The 22,371-nt window shown below is 44.7% G+C and carries 23 protein-coding genes and 1 pseudogene; 12 read left to right on the plus strand and 12 right to left on the minus strand.

The features are described 5' to 3' along the window. Positions 1-268: 268 nt before the first annotated feature. The gene (locus tag CLV98_RS18200; RefSeq protein ID WP_109676583.1) at positions 269-625 is read right to left on the minus strand and encodes a YraN family protein; all 357 of its coding nucleotides are present in this window, start codon (positions 623-625) and stop codon (positions 269-271) included. Positions 626-729: 104 nt separating this feature from the next. Between CLV98_RS18200 and lipB the strand changes: the two genes are divergently transcribed. From lipB to CLV98_RS23950, 3 genes and pseudogenes are all read left to right on the plus strand, one after another. Beyond that, entirely contained in the window at positions 730-1,461 is a 732-nt protein-coding gene (lipB, locus tag CLV98_RS18205; RefSeq protein ID WP_109676585.1) for a lipoyl(octanoyl) transferase LipB, read from the plus strand. Beyond that, positions 1,458-1,871, plus strand: a complete 414-nt coding sequence (locus CLV98_RS18210; RefSeq protein ID WP_109676587.1) for a hypothetical protein — start codon at positions 1,458-1,460, stop codon at positions 1,869-1,871. Before lipB ends, CLV98_RS18210 begins: the two co-directional genes overlap by 4 nt. A gap of 19 nt (positions 1,872-1,890) precedes the next feature. Continuing rightward, positions 1,891-3,186, plus strand: a pseudogene (locus CLV98_RS23950) (APC family permease). 15 nt (positions 3,187-3,201) lie between these two features. On the opposite strand, the gene nadD reads toward CLV98_RS23950, so the two are convergent. The 7 genes from nadD to CLV98_RS18250 all read right to left on the minus strand — a co-directional run bounded on the left by nadD (position 3,202) and on the right by CLV98_RS18250 (position 7,961). After that, complete coding sequence (gene nadD / locus CLV98_RS18220) at positions 3,202-3,774, minus strand: nicotinate (nicotinamide) nucleotide adenylyltransferase (RefSeq protein WP_109676589.1); 573 nt, start codon at positions 3,772-3,774, stop codon at positions 3,202-3,204. 12 nt (positions 3,775-3,786) lie between these two features. Next, positions 3,787-4,359 (minus strand): guanylate kinase, encoded by a 573-nt coding sequence (gene gmk, locus CLV98_RS18225; RefSeq protein WP_109676591.1) that lies wholly within the window; start codon positions 4,357-4,359, stop codon positions 3,787-3,789. A 10-nt stretch (positions 4,360-4,369) separates the two neighbouring features. Then, entirely contained in the window at positions 4,370-4,660 is a 291-nt protein-coding gene (locus CLV98_RS18230) for a phosphohydrolase (RefSeq protein ID WP_229203449.1), read from the minus strand. Between the two features lie 79 nt (positions 4,661-4,739). Next, positions 4,740-5,327: a sigma-70 family RNA polymerase sigma factor gene (locus tag CLV98_RS18235; RefSeq protein WP_229203450.1), complete on the minus strand. Its 588-nt coding sequence runs from the start codon at positions 5,325-5,327 to the stop codon at positions 4,740-4,742. 201 nt (positions 5,328-5,528) lie between these two features. Continuing rightward, positions 5,529-6,032, minus strand: coding sequence for a hypothetical protein (locus tag CLV98_RS18240; protein ID WP_109676593.1), 504 nt, complete (start codon positions 6,030-6,032; stop codon positions 5,529-5,531). Further along, positions 6,029-6,868: a rod shape-determining protein MreC gene (mreC, locus tag CLV98_RS18245; protein ID WP_109676595.1), complete on the minus strand. Its 840-nt coding sequence runs from the start codon at positions 6,866-6,868 to the stop codon at positions 6,029-6,031. The genes CLV98_RS18240 and mreC overlap by 4 nt, the downstream gene beginning before the upstream one ends. Positions 6,869-6,935: 67 nt before the next feature. Continuing rightward, positions 6,936-7,961, minus strand: a complete 1,026-nt coding sequence (locus CLV98_RS18250; RefSeq protein ID WP_109676597.1) for a rod shape-determining protein — start codon at positions 7,959-7,961, stop codon at positions 6,936-6,938. A 179-nt stretch (positions 7,962-8,140) separates the two neighbouring features. On the opposite strand from CLV98_RS18250, the gene CLV98_RS18255 reads away from it, so the two are divergent. From CLV98_RS18255 to CLV98_RS18265, 3 genes are read left to right on the plus strand one after another with little or no spacing between them, the layout of a single operon-like run. Then, positions 8,141-9,643 (plus strand): GH3 auxin-responsive promoter family protein, encoded by a 1,503-nt coding sequence (locus CLV98_RS18255; RefSeq protein WP_109676599.1) that lies wholly within the window; start codon positions 8,141-8,143, stop codon positions 9,641-9,643. 46 nt (positions 9,644-9,689) lie between these two features. Further along, positions 9,690-10,859 (plus strand): 1-deoxy-D-xylulose-5-phosphate reductoisomerase, encoded by a 1,170-nt coding sequence (locus tag CLV98_RS18260; protein WP_109676601.1) that lies wholly within the window; start codon positions 9,690-9,692, stop codon positions 10,857-10,859. Then, positions 10,856-11,305, plus strand: a complete 450-nt coding sequence (locus tag CLV98_RS18265; protein WP_109676603.1) for a hypothetical protein — start codon at positions 10,856-10,858, stop codon at positions 11,303-11,305. Before CLV98_RS18260 ends, CLV98_RS18265 begins: the two co-directional genes overlap by 4 nt. Before the next feature lie 87 nt (positions 11,306-11,392). Here the strand turns inward: CLV98_RS18265 and tpiA are convergent, their stop codons facing one another. Further along, positions 11,393-12,154, minus strand: a complete 762-nt coding sequence (gene tpiA / locus CLV98_RS18270) for a triose-phosphate isomerase (protein WP_109676605.1) — start codon at positions 12,152-12,154, stop codon at positions 11,393-11,395. A 277-nt stretch (positions 12,155-12,431) separates the two neighbouring features. Here tpiA and CLV98_RS18275 point away from each other — a divergent pair, with 277 nt between their 5' ends. From CLV98_RS18275 to CLV98_RS18295, 5 genes are all read left to right on the plus strand, one after another. Further along, a complete protein-coding gene (locus tag CLV98_RS18275) occupies positions 12,432-13,700 on the plus strand; it encodes an aspartyl protease family protein (RefSeq protein WP_109676607.1) in 1,269 nt (422 codons plus the stop codon). Between the two features lie 30 nt (positions 13,701-13,730). Further along, on the plus strand, positions 13,731-14,384 hold the full coding sequence (gene mnmC2, locus CLV98_RS18280; protein WP_229203451.1) for a tRNA (5-methylaminomethyl-2-thiouridine)(34)-methyltransferase MnmC2: 654 nt from the start codon (positions 13,731-13,733) through the stop codon (positions 14,382-14,384). Between the two features lie 12 nt (positions 14,385-14,396). After that, positions 14,397-14,975 carry a D-sedoheptulose 7-phosphate isomerase gene (gene lpcA, locus CLV98_RS18285; RefSeq protein WP_109676611.1) on the plus strand — a complete coding sequence of 193 codons (579 nt, stop codon included), beginning with the start codon at positions 14,397-14,399 and terminating at the stop codon, positions 14,973-14,975. A gap of 30 nt (positions 14,976-15,005) precedes the next feature. Then, positions 15,006-15,446 (plus strand): NUDIX domain-containing protein, encoded by a 441-nt coding sequence (locus CLV98_RS18290; RefSeq protein WP_109676613.1) that lies wholly within the window; start codon positions 15,006-15,008, stop codon positions 15,444-15,446. Positions 15,447-15,643: 197 nt separating this feature from the next. Further along, the gene (locus CLV98_RS18295; protein ID WP_109676615.1) at positions 15,644-19,435 is read left to right on the plus strand and encodes a DEAD/DEAH box helicase; all 3,792 of its coding nucleotides are present in this window, start codon (positions 15,644-15,646) and stop codon (positions 19,433-19,435) included. Positions 19,436-19,572: 137 nt separating this feature from the next. On the opposite strand, the gene CLV98_RS23480 is transcribed toward CLV98_RS18295, so the two are convergent. Both CLV98_RS23480 and CLV98_RS18300 read right to left on the minus strand, forming a co-directional pair. Next, positions 19,573-19,737: a hypothetical protein gene (locus CLV98_RS23480; RefSeq protein ID WP_158281288.1), complete on the minus strand. Its 165-nt coding sequence runs from the start codon at positions 19,735-19,737 to the stop codon at positions 19,573-19,575. A gap of 531 nt (positions 19,738-20,268) precedes the next feature. Next, on the minus strand, positions 20,269-20,661 hold the full coding sequence (locus CLV98_RS18300) for a hypothetical protein (protein ID WP_229203452.1): 393 nt from the start codon (positions 20,659-20,661) through the stop codon (positions 20,269-20,271). Positions 20,662-20,819: 158 nt separating this feature from the next. Here CLV98_RS18300 and CLV98_RS18305 point away from each other — a divergent pair, with 158 nt between their 5' ends. Next, the gene (locus CLV98_RS18305; protein WP_109676617.1) at positions 20,820-21,248 is read left to right on the plus strand and encodes a nuclear transport factor 2 family protein; all 429 of its coding nucleotides are present in this window, start codon (positions 20,820-20,822) and stop codon (positions 21,246-21,248) included. A 67-nt stretch (positions 21,249-21,315) separates the two neighbouring features. On the opposite strand, the gene CLV98_RS18310 is transcribed toward CLV98_RS18305, so the two are convergent. Beyond that, positions 21,316-22,245 carry a helix-turn-helix domain-containing protein gene (locus tag CLV98_RS18310; RefSeq protein WP_109676619.1) on the minus strand — a complete coding sequence of 310 codons (930 nt, stop codon included), beginning with the start codon at positions 22,243-22,245 and terminating at the stop codon, positions 21,316-21,318. Between the last annotated feature and the right edge of the window lie 126 nt (positions 22,246-22,371).

Consider the following 22,371-nt stretch of genomic DNA (forward strand, 5'->3'; position numbering starts at 1 on the left):
TTGTTACGATAATATGGCCTTGGGCCAGTGAATTGATAATCAATGCGGGAGTAAAACGGCCCTTTGAAGCATTTAACTTTTCGATGCACGGTGTCTTGGGAAGCTATCCGCTACGCTTCCAACAAACACCCCAACAAAACTTACCCATTCAGGTTTAGGTAGGAGCTATGGGGCCCTGTTATGATTATCCTATAAAAACAGAGAATATCATTAGCCCTTCATCTTCAAATAGTTATTTTTCTAAAATCACTTAATTATAACCCACTATTCAATAAAAGGCATCCTCCACATGGCGAATATCCAGATGGCCATTGGGCAGGATCAGAATGGCGATAATATCGAAGCGTACATCGTACTGCCAGTCGACATCGAATATATAATGCTCGGCGGCTTTCATGATCAGCTTCGCTTTGGTATAGTTCACAAACTCCTCGGGCATTCCAAAGCCCGTGCCGCTCCGGGTTTTCACCTCTACAAAAACCAACATTTTGTCTTTTTCTGCGATCAGATCGATCTCCATATGTTGGTAGGTATAGTTCTTTTCAATAATCTGGTACCCTTGTTTCTCCATAAACTCGGCGGCACGTTCTTCGCCCCAGCGTCCGGTATCGTTATGTGTGGCCATAGGTTCTCAATTAAAATTAGACATTACTGCTTGTCCCTGTTAACTTTGAAATAAAATAACATTTTTGGTGTACCCCATGGGGATACGACTTCGAACCGATATCAATGAATACGCTGATAAATAAAAAAGTAACCTTTCAAGACCTGGGTGTAATAGACTATCAGCAAGCTTGGGACTTACAGGAAAAAATATTTGCCGATACTATCTCTATAAAAACTGGGAATAGGGGGTTAGCACCCGAAGACCAACGGCCAACCCCGAACCATCTGCTATTCTGTCAACATCCGCATGTATATACGCTGGGGAAAAGCGGAAAATCCGAGCATCTCTTGCTCGATGAGGCGACCCTATCCCAGAAACATGCTACGTTTTATAAGATTAACCGGGGTGGGGACATCACCTATCACGGGCCAGGCCAACTGATTGCCTACCCTATACTAGACCTTGATAATTTCTTTACCGATATCCACAAATACTTACGTTTTATGGAGGAGGCCGTCATCCGAACCCTGGCGGTATACGGGCTCGTGGCAGGTCGAATAGAGGGGCTTACGGGCGTATGGCTCGACCCTGTAGAACAAATTAACCCTCGGAAAATATGTGCCTTAGGGGTTAAAACCAGCAGGTGGGTCACTATGCATGGGTTGGCCCTCAATGTCAACACCGACCTGTCGTATTTTGGAAATATCGTCCCTTGTGGCATATCCGATAAAGCGGTAACCTCCCTCCAGCGGGAATTGGGGCATGAAATTGACTTAACGGAAATCAGTACTATATTAAAAAACCAATTGGGGATCCTCTTCGAGATGCAGTGGGATGCCATAGATTCAGAATGAAAAAGGACATCATATTTCACCCAGTCGACGGGATCCAGGTGGCGATCGTTCGCCAATACAATGAGTTGAATCAAGCTACATGGGATGTGATCCTGATTAACAAAAAAAACGTCCCTATTTCGAACGTATTCGTTACCTCCCAAGGCTATAGCGCCCCAGAGCAACAGCGTAAAGAGGCTAAGAAGACCTCTACCTTACGTCACTTTTTCCCCGAAATCGCCCCCGGCGGTCATGTAGTGGTCGAGCCGATCATGGAGGCACTCTTCCACCTCTACAACCAGTACTGGGTAAGTTTTTTTGTGGACAATCAAGTTTACGACAAAAAATTCATCTTCGTTCCCGATAGCATTGTGGAGGATCATATGGTCCGGATCCCCACTTTAGGATTAGAGGGAATTCTTCACGAATAAGCACCCGAATCGACACCATATGAGCACATCGAATCAGGTAACCCTCAAAGATGCTATTTCTATAGGAATAGGCGGTATGGTCGGTGGAGGTATTTTCGCCGTTTTGGGCTTGGCTGTATCCTTGGCTCAGGGCGGGACACCCCTGGCTTTTTTGTTTGCAGGAGGCATCGCCTTGCTCACCTCTTACAGTTATGTTAAGCTTTCTATGACTTTTCCAGACCGAGGTGGGACGGTAAAATTTATAAACCAAGGCTTCGGAAAGGGCACTTTTAGTGGAGGCATCAATAATCTGCTCTGGGTGAGTTATATCATTATGCTATCTCTATACGCTTCGGCTTTTGGTTCCTATGCTCCTAATCTATGGGGCCTCACCAAGGATACCGTTATAGACAGCCATATTTATCAGAGTGCTGTCGTGATTTTGGCCACCTTTATCAATTATTACAGCATCAGGGTAGTAGGAAAAATAGAATCCTACGCCGTCATCATCAAATTATTGATACTGCTAGGATTTGTAGCTATAGGAGCCTATGGACTATTTGGGAACGATCATATAACCCAGTTGGCTATTTCGAGCTGGGAAAGTCCTTTGAGTCTTGTGACCGGAGGAATGGTTATTTTTGTGGCCTATGAGGGCTTTTAACTCATAGCCAATGCAGCCCCCGACATCGTAGAGCCAGAAAAGAATATCCCAAAGGCCTACTACTACTCCATCGTTTTTGTTATCTTCCTTTATGTTGTCATCGCTATTATTACAGTAGGTTCTTTACCATTCGACAAAATAGCCCAAGCCGAAGATTATGTGCTGGCAGAAGCCGCAAAACCCATGCTAGGCACTACAGGGTTCACCATCATCACCATAGCGGCCCTGATCTCCACCTTTTCGGCCATCAATGCTTCCCTATATGGAGGTAGCCGGGTTAGCTATGAGATTGCCGAAGACGATGAACTTCCTCATGGGCTAACCAGTAACTTATGGAACCAACCCCTCGGGCTATTCATTACGGCGGTATGTACCTTGCTCATCGTCAATACCCTTCACTTAGAAAGTATTTCAACTGCAGGAAGTGTCGGCTTCTTGCTTATATTTTCGGCTGTTAACTTTACGGGCTATCGGCTTGCCGACAAGATCTCCGCCAAAAAGGGGATCCCCTTGCTCGGCTTTGTACTCACGCTGCTAGCCGCACTCACCCTAATCCTTCAACAATTTGGTGCCAACCGTACGGGGATTCTTATTTCCTTAGGAATTGTGGTGTTCTGTTTTGCTTTGGAGTTCGCCTATAAGCGGTTCGAGGCTAAGAAAAAAAATAGATAGCCGATTCCCTGTATCCTAAATATAGAACTTTTTAAGCTTTATGAGTTGCTCCACCTCCTCGGGAACGAGGTATTTTATAGATTGACCAGACTGAATTCGTTGCCGCAAATAAGTGGCCGAAATATCCATCAAGGGAGCTTCAATAAACTGTACGGAGGGGTGGTCTTTGAAGAGATGAGGTTTGGAGTTTGGCCTTGGATAAACATATAACCCCACATATTCGAGGATTTTATCGTGGTTTTTCCAGTTAGGGAATTGGGCCAGATTGTCCTCGCCCATTATTAGCCTAAACTCATGCTGGGGAAACTTTTCTTGAATCCTCACCAGGGTGTCTATCGTGTAGCTAGGCTTGGGCATATGAAACTCGACATCGCTAGCCTTAAGTAGGCTGTTGTCGCTAATAGCCCGGGCGACGAGGTCGAATCGATCAAACTCGTGCAACAAGGATTTGCTTTTTTTAAAAGGATTTTGCGGACTCACCACAAACCAAACCTGTTCTAGGTCCGTGGCTGTCGCCATGGTATTGGCAATAATCAGATGTCCAATATGGATGGGATTGAAGGACCCAAAGAAAAGGCCAATTTTCATAAGCAGTGGTGTTTAAGGAGTCGAGATGAAATCCAACACCAATTTTTCGGCCTGTTGCAAGGCCAGTTCCAGGTCGTCGTTCACCAAAACCACGTCAAACTTATCCTCAAAGCTCAGTTCGTAACGCACCTTACCCAGGCGGGTCTCTAGTGACTTATCATCCTCCGTTCCGCGACCACTTAGCCTACGAATGATTTCTTCTTCTGAGGACACCTTTACGAATATTGCCAAGGCATCGTCCCGATAGGTTTCTTTGATTTTGAGGCCTCCTTTTACGTCGACGTCGAACAGTACATGCTTGCCATTGGCCCAGATACGCTCTATTTCCGACTTAAAGGTGCCATAATAATTTCCGGCATATACCTCCTCCCATTCTGCAAATTCGTTCAGACCAATCTTGGTTCTAAATTCATGCTTGGGGATAAAATAATAATCCTGCCCATCCACCTCATGTTCCCGTTTGGGACGGGTAGCGGCCGACACCGAAAAAGAGAGTAATTCTGGGAATTTATTCAATAAATGACGGACTACCGTCGTCTTTCCGGAGCCGGAAGGGGCAGAAAAAATGATAAGCTTACCTTTCACGCGAACAGTCTTAACTGTTTATTTTTGAAATAATTGTATTCAATATATTTTTGGGACAGGGCTTCTTCGCGATCTTATCCGCCAGGGAGGTTTTTATACATTTCTCGAGGTTATAGGACTCGATGCAGGGAATACATTTATCGATATTCTCCCTAAAATGATCCTTCTCAGCCTCCGTCGCCTGGTCATCCAAAATAGCCTGAATCACCTTCATACACTCGGCATGATGCTCACACTTCGTCTTCATCTGGGGGGTACTCGCTTCATCTGTCACTGAAGGCGTTTTGATTGACTCATTCATCTCAATAGGATAATAAATAATGGTATATATGCTCGCTTGTACCCTATAACCGAATTGCTTACATAAAAAGTTTCAAAACTTATGAATCATATCCCATTGTACTGGCATAGCTTCTTAGTTTTTCTTTCAATAAATTACGGGCACGGTGTAACCGAGAGCGAACAGTCCCTATCGGAATGTCGAGTATTTTGGCCATTTCCTCGTAGGTAAATCCTTCTATGTCGCATAGGATAATCACCGTACGGAAATCGACCGGAAGGGCATTTAAGGCATTGGCTACCTCATCCCCTATCAGCTCCTGAACGGCATCGGCCCGCAGGTCGACGGTATAGGTGGTGTCGGAGGCTTCTTCAGAATTATACGTAGTCTCTACTTCCTGATAATCGACTTTAGAAGGCTCCTTACTCTTCTTACGATAGTCATTGATAAAGCTATTTTTTAGTATCCGGAACAGCCATGCTTTTGCATTCGTACCTTGTTCGAAGGACTTGATAAACCGAAACGCCTTGAGGTACGTGTCTTGTACCAAGTCGTTAGCATCATCCTCGTCCATCGTAAGACGAAAGGCGAAGTTATACATCGAATCGATATGAGGCATGAACTCCCGGTTGAAAATCTTATAGCGAAGATCATCCGTATTATCATTCTTGGCAGGTGTTTCTGACATGGCAACGATCATAGAAATGCTGAATTTACAAAGATTAATAACAGCTCCAAACCATAGCATCTAAAAATTGACAAATGGTTGGTCAGGCGGTCCCTCCGTCCGAATTTTGATGAAGAATAAGGTACACCTACTTCAGCAATAATTAAATGTACCTACATCAAATACCGAGCCAACGGGGGCAAATCCCGCCATAATGTCATACTAACGTTTAGAAAAAAGTTCCAGTATTAAAATAAATACGAAAGTTAGCGCGGTGCTCGCTACGATACGGACCAAAGAATAAAGAATCATTCCAACATCGTTGATTTCCAGTAGAAACAACACTGCTGAATGAATAAAAATAAGCGGCAACATATAGCCGGTAAACGAAAAGAATCCCTGGGACCTAATGCCAATCTCCAGCCGATCGTCCCCCTTACTCTCCATTTGGTAATGCAACAGAAAGGGCCTCAAATAGGCTACCAAGACCGTAGCCGCTGCATGCATCCCCAAGGTATTTGAAAATACATCGACGAGTATCCCCACCAAAAAGCCAATCAGCAAAAGATAAAGCCTGTCGGTTTCGATAGGTAGCAACAGGATGATTCCTATATAAACGAAAGAGAAGGCATAATTGAATAACACCAAGTTGCGCATGAATAGTATCTGCAATACCAGGTAAATAAGTACCAGTTGGCTGGCTTGGATAATTTGGCGTAAATTCATTTAGGTTCTTCAATGCTACGTCTTAGCCCCAGTTGTTCCTCAAGTTGATTATTTTTTACCACATATACATACGATAAATTGGCGAAATCGGTTGCTAGGTCTAGAACAATATTATAAAACGTCTGATTTTGATCTACTTCAATCGTCCTTACTCTCCCCACCATAATCCCCGCTGGGAAGACGGCGTTTTGGTCGGAAGTAACGGCGGAGTCTCCTTTAATGATCTTGGTATATTTCGAGATATCGATCAAATCGATTTGGGACGGAACCTTGCCCGACCATTTGGCATAGCCGATCTCATCGCTTCTCAAAAGTTTGGTAGAGACCATAAACTGAGAGTGCAATATAGAAGTAATGATGGAGTAGTTTTCTGAACAAGTCTGCACTTTCCCAACCACCCCGGTAGCCGAAATTACCCCCATTCCCGGCTCTAAGCCATCCTTGCTGCCCTTATCGATGGTTATAAAATTGTTTTGATAATGGGTCTCACTATCTACTACTTTAGCGACGGTATACGAGAAGCGGTCGGCGAAGGTAGAATCGGGCAAATAACCGGAAGGCGCATGAGATGGGTTCTGCTGAGCGAGCAGGGTCACCTGAGCACGCAGCTGGGCGTTTTCTAGGGCCAAGTCCGCATTGATTTCACCTAGACGGGTATATTCCCGCACCGTATTGGAGAGGTTGAGGGTCTTGGCCACATAACTATTGGCGGTATTGAAATAGGTAGCGCCCCAATAATTATTATTTCGCACAACGAGCCACATGCTGAGCACCTCCAGCAAGATAAATACCAGAAAAAACCGATTTCGAATGATGAAATCAACGAGTTGGAGCATGGGCTACGCGAATCAGCAGTGGGGACAAAGGACCAATATGCCCTTTGTCCCCACGAACAATGCAGTACTACGAAATTAAAACGGGTTTGTACAATTCCAAATTTTTCAAAACCTCACCAGTACCTCGTACAACGGCCTTTAATGGGTCCTCAGCTACATGTACAGGCAGTTTGGTTTTTTGGGCAATACGGCGATCCAAGCCGTGAATCAGGGCCCCACCACCAGTCAGGTATATCCCATTTTTGAATATATCGGCAGAGAGTTCTGGCGGCGCAATCTCCAGTGCCTTCATCACCCCTTCTTCTATTTTCGAAATTGATTTATCCAAGGAGTAAGCGATCTCACTGTAGGTGACGCGTATTTCTTTAGGAATACCCGTCATCAGGTCACGCCCTCTGATGAGGTAGTCCTCCAAAGGCACTTCCAGCTCGGGCGATGCCGACCCAATAGCCATCTTAATGAGTTCGGCGGAGCGCTCCCCGATCAGTAAATTATGTTCTCTACGCATGTAATCGACGATGTCGCGGGTAAATACATCCCCGGCAATCCTTACGGACTGTTCACATACGATTCCAGAAAGGGCGATAACGGCGATTTCGGTCGTTCCTCCACCGATATCGACGATCATCACCCCGTTGGGCTGGGTGATATCGATCCCTATCCCAATGGCAGCCGCAATAGGCTCATGCACCATATATACCTCCTTGGCACCCGCATGTTCACAGGAATCTTTTACCGCACGCTTTTCTACCTCGGTAATTCCGGAAGGTATACATACCACCATCCGATGCGAAGGAGTAAAAAACCGACTGCCAGTATCTATCATTTTGATAAGCCCCCTGATCATCATTTCGGCAGCTGTAAAATCGGCAATCACTCCATCTTTTAAGGGGCGGATCGTTTTTATATTTTCATTGGTTTTTTCATGCATTTGCATGGCCGTATGCCCTATAGCAAGCACTTTGCCGGTGGACTTATCCATCGCAATGATTGAAGGCTCATCTACTACCACCGTGTCCTTATAAATAATCAGCGTATTGGCAGTTCCAAGGTCAATGGCTATATCACTTGTCAAAAAATCAAACAATCCCATATATATACTTAAAATATTTTAACTCGTCCAGAATAAAAAGTACGCAAAATTACAGATTATTACCCACAAACAAAGGCATTTAAAAAATTTAGCACAGCGGGTCTTTTAATCAAATTATAAGGACCTTAGGCAGCTATGGTTCCAAGAATTTGTAAAACCTGCGTACCTTTGTTTTTACTATGGGAATCAAAGCACTTTTAAGCCAACCCTTGGCTCAATATATCGTCAATCAACAGAAAATTTGGATGGCCAATAGTCTTCAAGTTCAAGAAAACTGGAGGCAAAAATTGGTACATACCAGTCTTAAAACGAAATTTGGTAAAGATCATTTCTTTAAAGATATTAAAAACTATTCTGACTTTAAAGAAGCCGTCCCCATTCACGATTATGAGGACCTCAAAGGCTATATTGAGTTACTAAAAGCGGGAGAACCCGACATACTATGGCCGGGTAAGCCCTTGTATTTCGCCAAAACTTCGGGGACTACCTCAGGCACCAAATACATCCCCATTACCCGCGACTCGATCTCCAACCATATCGACTCGGCTCGTAATGCCATTTTGAATTATGTGGCTGAGACCAACAATTCGGCCTTCCTCGACAAAAAGCTGATATTTTTGTCGGGTAGCCCTACCCTAACCGAAACGGGAGGAATACTCACGGGCAGGCTGTCGGGAATCTCTAACCACCATGTGCCGGGCTACCTCAAGTCGAACCAGCTCCCATCCTATACCACCAACTGCATCGAAGATTGGGAAGAAAAGCTTGAAAAAATTATTGACGAGACCCTCGGCCAGCCCATGTCGTTGATTTCGGGGATACCTCCATGGGTACAAATGTATTTTGACAGAATCATAGCCCGAACCGGTCGGCCTATCAAGGATGTTTTTCCAGACTTTTCGTTGTTCATCTATGGAGGGGTCAATTTTGAGCCGTACCGCGCCAAGCTTTACGAATCTATAGGAAAGCCCATCGATTCCATAGAGCTTTATCCCGCTTCCGAAGGCTTTCTGGCTTACCAGGATATGCAAAATGAACCGGGAATGTTACTGCTATTAAACACAGGAATTTTCTTTGAGTTTATACCAGTAGAAAATTACTACGACGAAAAACCAGTCCGGCTTTCTATAGAAGAAGTTGAGATTGGCAAGAACTATGCCCTAATCATCAATAGCAATGCCGGCCTATGGGGATATTCTATAGGCGATACGGTCAAATTTGTCTCTAAAGACCCTTACCGGATCGTTGTAACGGGGCGTATCAAACATTTTATATCGGCTTTTGGGGAGCATGTTATTGGCGAAGAAATAGAGAAGGCCTTGCAATACGCCATGTCCAGACAACCCGGAGTAGAAGTAGTAGAATGTACCGTTGCCCCGATGGTCACCCCGTCGGAGGGGCTTCCCTACCACGAATGGCTCATAGAATATGCCCGCGAACCGGAACATCCCGAACAGTTTGCTGCCGACCTAGATCGTAAACTTGCCGAGCTAAATACCTATTACGACGACTTAATAACGGGAAGTATACTCAAGCCCCTGGTCATAAAAAAACTACGCAGCAATGCCTTTATCGACTACATGCGCTCCAAAGGGAAACTAGGAGGACAAAACAAGGTCCCCCGACTCTCCAACGACCGAGCCATTGCCGATGAGCTAATCCGTATCGGCGGCCTGGCCTAATAACCCTTATTATCTGCCTAAATTAAACTCAAGAGCCTAGCAAAACATGAATAAAAAAGGAATAGCCATACTTGGATCGACTGGATCGATAGGAACCCAGGCGCTGGAAGTAATCGCCGCCAACCGAAGTTTATTTCGGGTAGAAGTCCTCACGGCCCATTCCAATGCCCGGCTTTTGATACAACAAGCACAGAAATTTAAGCCTAAAACGGTGGTAATTGGCTCCGAAAAGGCATATCAACTGGTTTATTCCGCCTTAGCCGAATTGCCCATAAAGGTCCTATGTGGCAGCGAAGCCTTGGCTGAGGTAGTGGAGCACCCTGGTATCGATATTGTTCTTACCGCCATGGTAGGCTACTCGGGCCTGTTACCGACTATTCGGGCCATCGAAGCGGGCAAGGATATTGCCCTAGCCAACAAGGAAACCCTGGTGGTTGCTGGAGCCCTGATTACCCGCTTGGCCAAGGAGAAAGGGGTACGCATTCTCCCTGTAGACTCGGAGCATTCCGCCATTTTCCAGTGCCTGGTAGGAGAGGCCGAAAATTCTATTGAGAAAATTATACTGACAGCCTCTGGTGGTCCGTTCAGAGGGAAGGACAGGGCCTACCTCGCCGGGGTCACGAAGGCCCAAGCGCTGAAACACCCTAATTGGACCATGGGAGCGAAAATCACCATCGATTCGGCCACCCTGATGAACAAGGGATTGGAGGTCATAGAAGCCAAGTGGCTGTTCGACTTAGCCGACAGCCAGATCGAGGTCATTGTGCACCCTCAGAGCATCATACACTCTTTGGTACAATTCGACGACGGAAGCATGAAGGCCCAAATGGGGCTTCCCGACATGAAATTACCCATACAATACGCCCTGGGGTACCCCCGCAGGTTACCGTCAGATTTCCCAAGATTCAATTTCCTGGATTACCCGACATTAACTTTCGAAAAACCAGACATGGAGACCTTCCAAAACCTTGAATTGGCCTTTTTGGCATTAAAAAAAGGAGGGAACTTGGCTTGTATTCTGAATGCTGCGAACGAAATAGCCGTAGAAGCGTTTTTAGAAGACAGGATCGGTTTTTTAGAGATCTCTGATATTATAGTAACGGCCATGGCCAAGGTCCCCTTCGTGAAGGATCCTTCTATAGAGGATTATGTTCAGACCGACGCCGCCACTAGAGACTTGGCCCTCTCACTTATTGCTAATAGTACTGTATCATGAAAAGTGAAATTGTTAAGTACCTGTCCGTAGCCTTTGCAAGTGCCCTGAAGTTTTTTGGGGGGCCTATTACCGGTGTGGTTTTGGAGCTTAACTGGATTGAAACCGCCCTCGCCTCGGCTACCGGGATGATGGCAATGGTTTTTTTACTTACCTATGTAGGCAAGTGGATTCAACAATTCATTGAAAGGTATCGTAAAGCCCCCAACAAGAGATTTACAAAATCGAATAGAATGGCCGTGCGAATCTGGAAGAAGTTTGGAATTATAGGGATAGCCTTCTTAACACCTCCCCTCTTTACCCCCATTTTTGGTCCACTGTTAGCGGTAGGGTTTAAAGTCCCCAAGAATGCCATCTTCCTCTGGATGACCATCAGCGCTATTCTCTGGGGATTCGGAATATCCTTTATCGCCCATAAAATGACCTATTTCCAAAACTGGATCCGGTAATTATCACGAGGGAGAAACCCCTTATAAATGCCAAAGGCCAGAATACCTCTAAAGTATTCTGGCCTTTTGTCTTTTTCGAACAAGCGCTTAGCGCGCCTTGATAATTTCGGTAAAGTCTCTAGACTTCAAAGAGGCTCCACCCACAAGTCCACCATCGATATCGGGGGCTGCAAAAAGTTCGGGAGCACTACTTGCCGACACGCTTCCACCATACAATATTGATAGTTGGTCGGCCACTTCCTGTCCATACTTTTCGCTCACATGGCTCCGTAACGCCGCATGCATTTCCTGAGCCTGTTCGGCAGAAGCGGTGAGACCAGTACCAATGGCCCAAATAGGCTCATAGGCTATTACTACAGAGAGGATTTGTTCCTTCGACAGATGGAATAGCCCTGCGGTAAGCTGGTTTTTCACGAAGCCAATATAATCTTCATTTTGTCTTTGCTCTAAAGACTCTCCACAGCAAAAAATTGGAGCGATATCATGAGCCAAAGCCACATTTACCTTTTCGGCCAAAATGGCATCGGTTTCATTAAAATATTGTCTGCGTTCGCTATGACCTATCAAAACATACTTCACCCCTATCGACTGAAGCATAGGCGCCGAGATCTCTCCGGTGTAGGCTCCTGAAAGCTTGTCTGAGACATTCTGTGCCGCTACCGAAAAGTTGGGGGCATCTGCTATATATTTCTGAATGGTGGTCAGATACAAAGCCGGAGGACATAGGATAACCTGGGCATCGCCAGTAACCTCGTCCTTAGCCATATTCACGATCTCGGAGGTCAGCGCCACGGCTTCCTCCATCGTTTTATTCATCTTCCAATTACCGGCAACTATTTTATTTCGCATATTTAAATTTTATTGTGGTAAATTCTCCTTCAGCACAACAAAATTATCATAATTTCAGGAGATACCTTATTTAAATTTTACTATATCAAAAATCTCTGAAAAACTTGCACTTTTAAAGAATTTTTTGTGTTTATTATAGGTAGAAAAGCGTAAATTTACGTTCTGGCCGATGGACTCCATCGCCAGGCAGCGAGGCATAGTCTTAGAAAGGCTTTCGACTATGCCGAAAAATAAGGTAAAGCCTCTAACAAAATTTTAAGACGAAAAGTAAGCCGCAATGAGAACTTTTACATGGATCTGGCTGGCCATTCTACTATTCGCGACCACCGCCTACGCTACAACTGAGGAATCGAATCCCAAGGTGTCGGAAGAGAAATACGGGTACTTCTTAGAAAAAGACCGTAAGACTGCTCGAATACCCTTTGAGTTGCATTCGAATCTCATATTGTTGTATCTTAAAATAAACGATACAGACTCCCTCCGGTTTATCTTGGATACCGGCGTAAGTTCCATTATTGTCACCGACCCACATGTACTTCGGCCCGACAGGCTCCAACTTACTAGGAGGGTCGACTTGGCTGGGGCAGGAGAAGGCGAGAAAGTTTCGGCACATGTGGCTATAGACAATAGCCTCGTCATGGGTAAGCTACGCGCCAACCACCAGAATATAGTGGTGTTGGAAGAAGATTTCCTTCGGTTGTCCGAATATGTTGGCGTGCCTATACACGGGATTTTTGGGTATGAGATTTTCAATAATTTTGTAGTCACCATCGACTTTGCCAAGCGGGAACTACTGCTTACCAAGCATGACCACTACAAGTACAAACGCTCGAAAGGAGAAAAATACCCCTTGGTCATAGAAAATACCAAGCCCTTTACCGATGCCGTCACCCTGTTTGCCGATGGGCGCGAGCGCCCCATCCGGGTACTCATCGATACCGGTGCTGGCCATGCCTTACTGGTCAATAACATGCCCAATGAAACACTACGTTTGCCCGAAAAAGTGATTCGGGCCCAGTTGGGCAGAGGGCTTAATGGGGTCATCAATGGCAACCTAGGCCGGGTGGAGCGCATCAGGCTCGGAAAATTTGAGCTCGATAACATTTTAGCCTCCTTTCCCGACTCCCTGGCTTTCGCCTCTAAGTTGCACAACAGCTCGGAACGGCAGGGCAATATTGGCTGCGAGCTCCTCAGGCGCTTCACCGTGACCATGAATTACAAAGAAGGATATATGGTGCTGAAGCCCATAAAAAGCAAAATCAAGGAAAAGTTTGAACATGACATGAGTGGCTTAGAGATTGTAGCGGAGGGCCGCACCTTACAAAACTACTATGTAAACCACGTTACTGCCGACTCCCCCGCCGACCATGCAGGGCTAATGACCGGGGATCAACTCCTCTTTATCGACGATCAAGCGGCAGGAGAAATTCATATTAGCGAAATATATAAACTGCTACAACTAGGCGATGGCCGAAAGATCGATTTCCTTGTCAAACGCAATGGTGATATTTTTTTCACAAGGATTACCCTAAAAAGAATGATTTAAGTATTTTTAGGCAAATCACTAATTTGAATCTTGGAACGCCTAATTACCACCGCCGATGGCTCACATTCTTTAATGAGCCCCCTATTTAACCAACAATATCATTCACTTCAAGGAGCACTAACCGAATCGATACATATCTATATCAACCTGGGTCTGCAAAGCAAAATACCGTCCCCGCATCCCATTTCTATCTTTGAAATGGGCTTCGGGACGGGGCTCAATGCCCTACTGGCCTGGCAGCTTGCCGAGACGACTCAGACGCCCGTTCATTATACGACCGTGGAGGCTTACCCCATTACCCTAGCAGAAGCCCGGCAACTCAACTATCCGAGCCTTACCAACACCGAGGACTTCCTAGCCTTACACCAAGCCGGCTGGGGCGAAGACATCCCCCTTTCGCCTTATTTTACCTTTAGAAAAGAGAACAGGACCCTCCAAGAGCTAAGCCATAGGCGGCAATATGAAGTCATATTTTATGATGCTTTTGATCCTCGGGCACAGCCAGAACTTTGGACCACCGAAATTTTTACTAACATTGCGGCTCAAACAGCCCCAAACGGTGTACTAGTCACCTACTCTTCGAAAGGCATCGTAAAAAGAGCCCTTCAAGCAGCAGGATTCCTAGTAACCAAGCACCGAGGGCCTGGAAAAAAGTTTCATGTTTTAAAAGCGGTAAAAATTTAAATAATCAATTCGATGGCATTACAAGAAATGATCCAAAATGAATTGCAGGAGGCCCAAAAAGTATTGAATGCCTTCCTTTCAGATCCAATTCAGACAGAGAAAATTGAAGCTGCAGCCAGGCTAATGGCCCAGGCCATTCAAAATAATAGAAAAATTATTTCTGCCGGCAATGGAGGTTCTCATTGCGACGCCATGCATTTTGCAGAAGAACTTACAGGACGCTATCGAGAAAATAGAAGGGCTTTGCCTGCCATCGCCATATCGGATGTCAGTCATATCAGCTGCGTAAGCAACGATTTCGGCTATGAATTTATATTTTCAAGATACCTAGAAGCCATGGGCCAACAGGGGGACGTTTTTCTGGGACTGAGCACCAGTGGTAATTCGGCAAATATTATCGAGGCCGTAAAAACGGCTAAAGAACGGGGCATGAAAACCATTATTTTATCGGGCAAAGACGGTGGTACACTCGCCGGAATGGCCGATATCGAAATACGGGTACCTCATTTCGGATATGCCGACCGCATCCAAGAAATACATATTAAGATCATTCACATTTTTATGCTTTTAATAGAAAAGCTAGTGGTATAACCAGATACATTAGATCACACTAACAACCCCATGAAAGTAAGACCGTCAGCCGTCATAGTCCATGACCAGAAAGTGTTAACCATGCGCTACCAGTACCAAGGTACCGAGGTACTGGCACTTCCCGGAGGCAACCCCGACCCTGGAGAAAACCTTCCCGAAGCCTTAGCACGCGAATTGCAAGAGGAGTTGGGCATAGCCGTTCAAATAGGCCCTATGATGCTTTGTGGTGAGGTGATTTGGACCGAGGTGAACCGACACACCTTGCATACCGTATTTGCTATCAAGGAATTAGTAGGCGAACCCGAGCTTAACCCCGACCAAACCACGGCCTTGTCGCTGGAATGGATTCCAATCCAAGAGCTAACCCAACATTTGCTCTATCCTAACTTTGGTGCCCTCCTCCAGAAATGCCTTCAGGAGGGTCAGTTATTGGGCTATGTAGGCCCCGCTTTGCAGCCCTATCTCCCTTGAGGAAGAACATCTCACCCTATCCAAAAATTGGATTTAAATTGGGATAAATACTACAGTTAAAATTTTTCCGAAAATACCAGTAGCCAGAAACGAATATATATGGTCGTTTCTGGCATTTTTATTAGATAATTCCCTTTCCAATTTCTAAAAAACAGAAACAAACTGTACTTTTGCATTTTTTAAAGGCAACTGTGTAAATGGAAAACGAAAAGAAGGAAAAACTGTCGGACTTCCTTATACGGCGGGCGGATAAAGATCGACTTTCAAGAGGTCGGTCTATTTATAGTAGTGGGGCACTTAAAGTTTCTAAACTAGAATATCTTGGAACCGGTACGGCCGAATTTAAGATCAAAAGTGATTACTCGATTCACTACTTCCAAATCCAAATTAGGGATTTTTTAACTCCACAAATTATAGCTGAGTGTACCTGCAACGACAATAGTCAAGGCCTGTGCAAGCATCGCGTCGCTAGTATATTGTATATCCTCGACAAAATGCCCATTATCAAGCAGATCGTCTACGAAATGCAGGATACAGAGGTGGAAATGGCCGACTTGCGGGATTATGTACTGAGAGGCTTGGTATTGGACGAAACCTGGAAGAACCGTGACCAGATCAATAACGTCGAGGTTAATATAGCCAAAGAAGGCCATGCCGAATGCGAGGTGGTAGTAGAAGAGCAGCGCTTTCAGGTGAACTTGATTCGTCAGAAAGGAACCCGTGTTTTACAGACCTCCTGCTCTTGCAACCAAGAACTATGGGTGCCCCTCTGTGAGCATAAACTAGCGGCTCTGCTAAAGATACGGTCTGAACTCGGCGATCGTGCCTTCGAGGTCATGCGCGACTTTTCTGAGGACAAGGCCAAGCTATTGGAAGAGTATGGCTACAGCCTGGAAGACGATTTTAAGGATAAGTTCGATTTCAAAATCGACGAAAGTGGTGATTTGTCCATAATCAAGCTTGACCCATCCATCCAAAAGGTGGGAAAATACCAAGATTGGGCGGAGTTACGCTATCAAATTCTTCCTTATCAATCAGACGAATTTGAAGTATCTAACCCCGAAGGTAATTCTGAGGAAGACGATCGAATGACTTTCTTCTCCTTTTGGCCGAAGGGCGTCGACAAACTCATGGACTTTGGTTTTGGAGTGTTTTCTGCGAAGTATAACGATAAAACCGACAAACTAACCACCATCCGGACCATTGCCGGAGGCAGTAGCCAATATTACTCTGCCGATGAAGTTCCGGTACTTTCTGAGGCCGAAGCGCGCCTGGTGCGACTTTCCAGAAGCTTAGAAGACGGTCTTCAGAAATTTACCCGTAAAAAAGGCTGGACCTATAATGCCTTCCTTAACTATGACGACGTGACTCCGATGCAAAAGTCGGATGCACGAAACTATACGGGAAAACAGGTACAAAGGATCTTTCATGACCTGGCCGACCAAAAGATATTCATCACAGAGAACGATAACGTAACCAATAATAACCAGCTAGAGAGCATATCCATTCACCGGACTCCCGCAAAGCTATTCTTTGCCCTCACCGAGGACAGCGAGTTCGTGACCCTGCGCCCCCTAGTCGAAATAGTACCAGGCTCCCCACAAAACTTAGAGGAAGTAACCAGCTTCGACAGTTTTTGGCTGGGCGTATACCGCAACAAGCTTCTGTATCGCTGGGCGGGGCTCAGTGATGCCGAAATGGTACATTATCTAAGAAATAACGGATATAAAATCAGAGTACGCAAAGAGCATTCCGAGGACTTCCTCACGGAGTGGGTCATCCCCGTGACCAAGCAATTTGACGTCATGTTCCAGACCCGTCATGAGCTACTTAAAAAACCGTTAGAATTTGAAAAACCTCAGATTTACCTCAAGGAGGACGACGCCAATCTACTGATTGTACCTACCTACCTGTACAAAGGTCCTGAGGGAAGTGAAGAGGAGATCCTAGAATTTCATCATAATCAGAAGAGAACCCAAGCGGGCTTCGAGGACGGAAAAATAACCGTCTTAGAGCGGAATCATAGCCAAGAAAATGAAATTTGGAAATGGCTGAAGGGCCTAAATCCCGATTTTGCGGCCCAAGACGACGATTCATTCCTGTACGTACCCTTCGACCAGGTTATGAAAGATGGGTGGTTGTATCAATTCGTTGAAGCTATTCAAGAGAAGGGGTATGATCTGTTAGGCTTTAAAGACCTAAAAAAAATGCGCTTTAACCCCAACCGCGGGAAAGTGCAGGTAACGGCATCATCTGGAATCGACTGGTTCGATATGCAGGTCTTAATCAGCTTTGGCGATCAGATCGTATCCATGGGCGACGCTAAAAAAGCCCTGCTCAAAAAGCAAAATTTCGTTCAACTTAAGGATGGTACCTTAGGGGTAATTCCCGAAGAGTGGATCAAGAAGCTGGAACCCATACTGAAGTTTGGGCGGGTTAACGGCAACGGCATACACCTTTCTAAGATCCACTTCTCGCTAATAGAATCCCTAATTGCCGAAATTGACGACGAAGACATTGCGAACGAGTTAAAAGAGAAAAAGCAAAAGCTTTTAAACTTTAAAGAGATCCCGAATGTCGTTCTTCCTCCTAACATCAAGGCCACTTTACGGCATTATCAGGAAGAGGGATATAAATGGATGAATTTCTTAGACGAATTCCGTTGGGGAGGCTGCTTAGCCGACGATATGGGTCTTGGTAAAACCTTGCAGATCCTTACCTTCATTCAGCAGCAGAAAAACCTGCATCCTACCGCCACCAACCTGGTAGTAGTGCCCACCACCCTGATCTTTAACTGGCAGGCAGAAGCAGAGAAATTCACCCCTGAGCTTAAACTCTATGTGCACCGTGGTATGACGCGCCGGAAGGACATCGATTTCTTTACGGAATATGACGTCATCCTGACCACCTATGGCACCATGCGTAGCGATGTTCAGCTACTTCGTAACCTGACCTTCCACTACATCATATTGGACGAGGCTCAGGCCATTAAAAACCCCGATTCCCTTACTTCCAAAGCCTCTCGGTTATTGGTTGCCAACAACCGATTGACCATGACAGGGACCCCGGTCGAAAATAATACCTTCGACTTGTATGCCCAGTTCGAATTCTTGAACCCTGGTATGCTGGGTAATGCCGATTTTTTCAGGTCGGAATATGCCACGCCAATCGACAAATATCAGGACAAAGAAAAGTCAGAAGAACTACGCCGGCTGGTGTATCCTTTTATGCTTAAGCGTACCAAAGAAGAAGTGGCTACCGACTTACCCGACAAAACAGAAACGATTTTGTTCTGCGAAATGGGTAAGAAGCAGCGTAAGGTTTACGATCATTTTAGAGAAAAATACCGGGCCGAAATTGCAGAAAAGCTGGCCACAGAAGGGCTTAACAAGAGTAGTTTCCTAATTTTGGAAGCCCTCCTTAAGTTGCGTCAGATATGTGACTCCCCCGCCATATTGTCGGGAGACGAAGACCATGGTAGCGAATCGGCTAAGCTGGAGGAGATTGTGAGGGAAATTGAAGAGAACGCCTCCAACCATAAAATACTTATTTTTAGCCAGTTCCTCGGCATGCTCGATCTCATCAAAACCCATCTGGAAAAGGTACATATTACCTATGAATACCTCGATGGACAGACCGTCGACCGGGCTAGCAGGGTCAATCGCTTTCAGAACGACCAAAGCTGTAGGGTATTCTTGATGAGTCTAAAAGCGGGAGGCGTGGGACTTAACCTTACTGAAGCCGACTACGTGTACCTCGTGGACCCTTGGTGGAACCCAGCCGTGGAAAGACAGGCCATTGACCGTACCCACCGTATCGGCCAACAAAAGAAAGTATTTGCCTATAAAATGATCTGTAAAGATACGATTGAAGAGAAAATTTTACTCCTTCAACAACGTAAACAAGATCTTGCAGAAGACTTGGTAGGTGGGGAATCCGGATTCATTAAAAAGCTGACTCAGGACGATATCATGTCGTTATTCAACTAAATAATAATACGGTATTAAAAAAAAGGTGCATCCAAAATTGCTGGATGCACCTTTTTTTAGTTTCTTGGTGTGTGTATAGCGGTGCCCAGCTCTGAGCTTGGGTAATTAATTTATCAAACAAAAGCCAAAAATTCCGGTTATTGTTTCGATGAGCCAGCTCGAGCTATTCCCTCATCCAAATTGGCCAAGGCCATGGAAGGAAGCTTGCTATCTGCTCCAATGGCCTTCTCTTTCGATTTTTTTTCGATCAAACAAAGGCCAAATAATACGAGAGCAATTATAAAAGTTAATATATGTTTCATCTTAGTTATATTCTTTATCGTGTGTAAGCTGATTACAAAACTACCACTTAGAGTTAAAACAGACCAGAATAGTTGGAATAAGAAATCGTAAAAAATGCGTATTCTTATTTAACGGTTTCTTTTCTCAGTAAAAATCTATGCCATAGGTTACTGGAATGAAGTTAATTGGAAAAATACTATTATGATAAGAGATAGTATTTTTAAAATTCAACCCTTCAATTTGTAATTATGCTTATAAAATACTTAGTTTTTCTAATGCAACGTTAAAAAACGCCGCAATAAGTAGGCTTTCTCTTATTCCAATTCAAAAATTAGCAAAAAGAAAAAGTACAATTGTTATTTTTCTTTAGATTCAAAACCACCATTAAAGTCACTAGTTAATTCTGTAAATAATCCTCAATTTTTAAAGCCAACCGCTTCCTTAAATCGGTATCCTCTGTTGACACATTGAGCCTCAGCACAATACGGCGCCGTCAGTCCCTTCCCATTTAAAAAAAAAGAATAATACTAGGACCCATTTTGGAATAAGTACTAGAGGGGTCTGTCCTGATAGGTTATTTCCGTAAGCAAGCCTACGGCATTAAACTTCAAAATAGCTTTGGGGGCATTGGATTTGACCTTCATATCCCCACATTGGGGTCCTGATTCCAAAAAATACACATACAGTTTTATATTACGTTCTCCCAACTGGTGAATATCAGGACGGCCTAGCAAGGCGCCTATATCGTCAATAAATCGACCTTTTAATTGTTCCTCTTCTCCCTTAAAGGCTTCTACGAGTTGGCTGCGTTCATTATTGCACCCTCCCCGGTCGGCACGCCAGGCTTTGAGGTTAAGCCCTCCTAATGTGTCGGGAGGTGAGGAGCATCCCAGCATTACCGTTATGAGGATAGCCCCCATCGTCTTCAAATATATCCCTTTCATCGTTTTACAATAGTTCCTTTATACTTTCATCCGACAGCGCCCTAGGTACCGAGCTGCATCCACGCGCTCATCAAGCTAACGCAACACATTTTTAATAAACCTATGCAACCTATCTGAATGAAACATTATCTTTAGAAAATCAAATAATCTTAAAGCACATGAAACGATTCTTAGTCCTTTTCTTACTGATGGGCGTTATGGCCCAAGCAAAAGCATCCTTCCCAGCTGCCGTAGATGCCACTGCGTGCACCCAAGAATTCTTCCAAGCCATGTTAGAAGAAAATAACGATCAACTCAGCAATTTAATGACGTCCGATTTTAGTATCATCTCCATGAATGGCCAACATGTGGACCGGGAAACACTCCTACAAGCCATAGCACAAGGCTATGTAACCATCGACAGCGGCATGCTATCCGCACTTCAAACAAAAAACCTCAACAACGTTGGGGTGGTCACTGGCTCTTGGCGTGTCAAAGCCTCTATTGAGAACAATAACTATATGGGTGAGCTTAGCTTTATGACCGTCTGTGTGCAAGAAGCAGGCAAATGGAAGGTTTCGGCCGTACAGCTAACCCCATCGCGTTAATATACCAAACATAGGAAGAGGCTGACCATCGTACTGGTCAGCCTCTTCGCTTTAATATCTACAACCCTTAGACGTTCATCAGCGACTCTCTGCGGCGCATCTTGCCCGCGGGAATCCCGAACATCATCTTAAAGCGTCGGCAGAAATAAGCCGTGTCTTTATAGCCTACATCGGAACCGATAGCACGTATGCTCTTCTTAGAAGTACGCAACAGGTCTACGGCCTTTTCCATACGCTGGTATTCGATATAATCCTGTGGATTGATACCAGTCAACATCTTGAAGTACTGCCCTACATAGTCCTCCGATACATTGGCTACATTGGCCAACACCTTGTTGGACAAGTCACCGCCTAGATTATCTTTGATATAAGCGAAAATGTCGATCAAACGAGGGTCTTTAAAATAAGTACTGTTGGTAACCAATTGCTCTACAAACAACTTATTTTTGAGGATATAACGAATAATCTCGATCACAACTTCTTCCGTCTTAATCTTGATAATCCGGCCTTTACCAGGGGTATCAAGCATATCTTCGGCCAGGATTTGATTGATGGTAGTGGCAATTTGATCGTCTCTTTTGATCAGGAATGGAGGAACGTCCAAAGAAGTGAAGAAGTTGACGGTATCAAAAACCTTAGCTTCAAAGGAGATAAGTCCGAACGAATTGGGCAATTTCCCTATCAATGCCGGATCGTGTCCTGCTTCAATATAATTATCCCGGTTGGTCATAAACTCTTCGTTGGAAACCGCCTTAGCCGATTGGCTACTACCATAGGTAACCGTAGCATGCTTTCCACCTGGGATAAAAAGCATATCTCCTTCCTCAACTTTCTGAGGTTCTTCACCCCCAAACGACACCTCACCATCGTACAAAATTGTAAGAGAATTTTGTACATCGTAAAAATTTTTGATGGTAATAGGCTGTAAAATCCTGATATGACGTGCCTTAACGAATTTAACGCCCAAGGACTCAATAATTTTGTTATAATCTTCCATAGCTCTAATATATTTGATAGCGAAATTGCCGGTTTGTTCTATTTTTGTACAAATCTAATAAATTGTACAAAACTAATACAAGTAAAAAAAGACAATTTTTTAAAAAAAATGATATTTTGGCCTGAA

It is taken from the genome of Dyadobacter jejuensis (assembly GCF_003149085.1).
Lineage (GTDB): Bacteria > Bacteroidota > Bacteroidia > Cytophagales > Spirosomataceae > Dyadobacter > Dyadobacter jejuensis.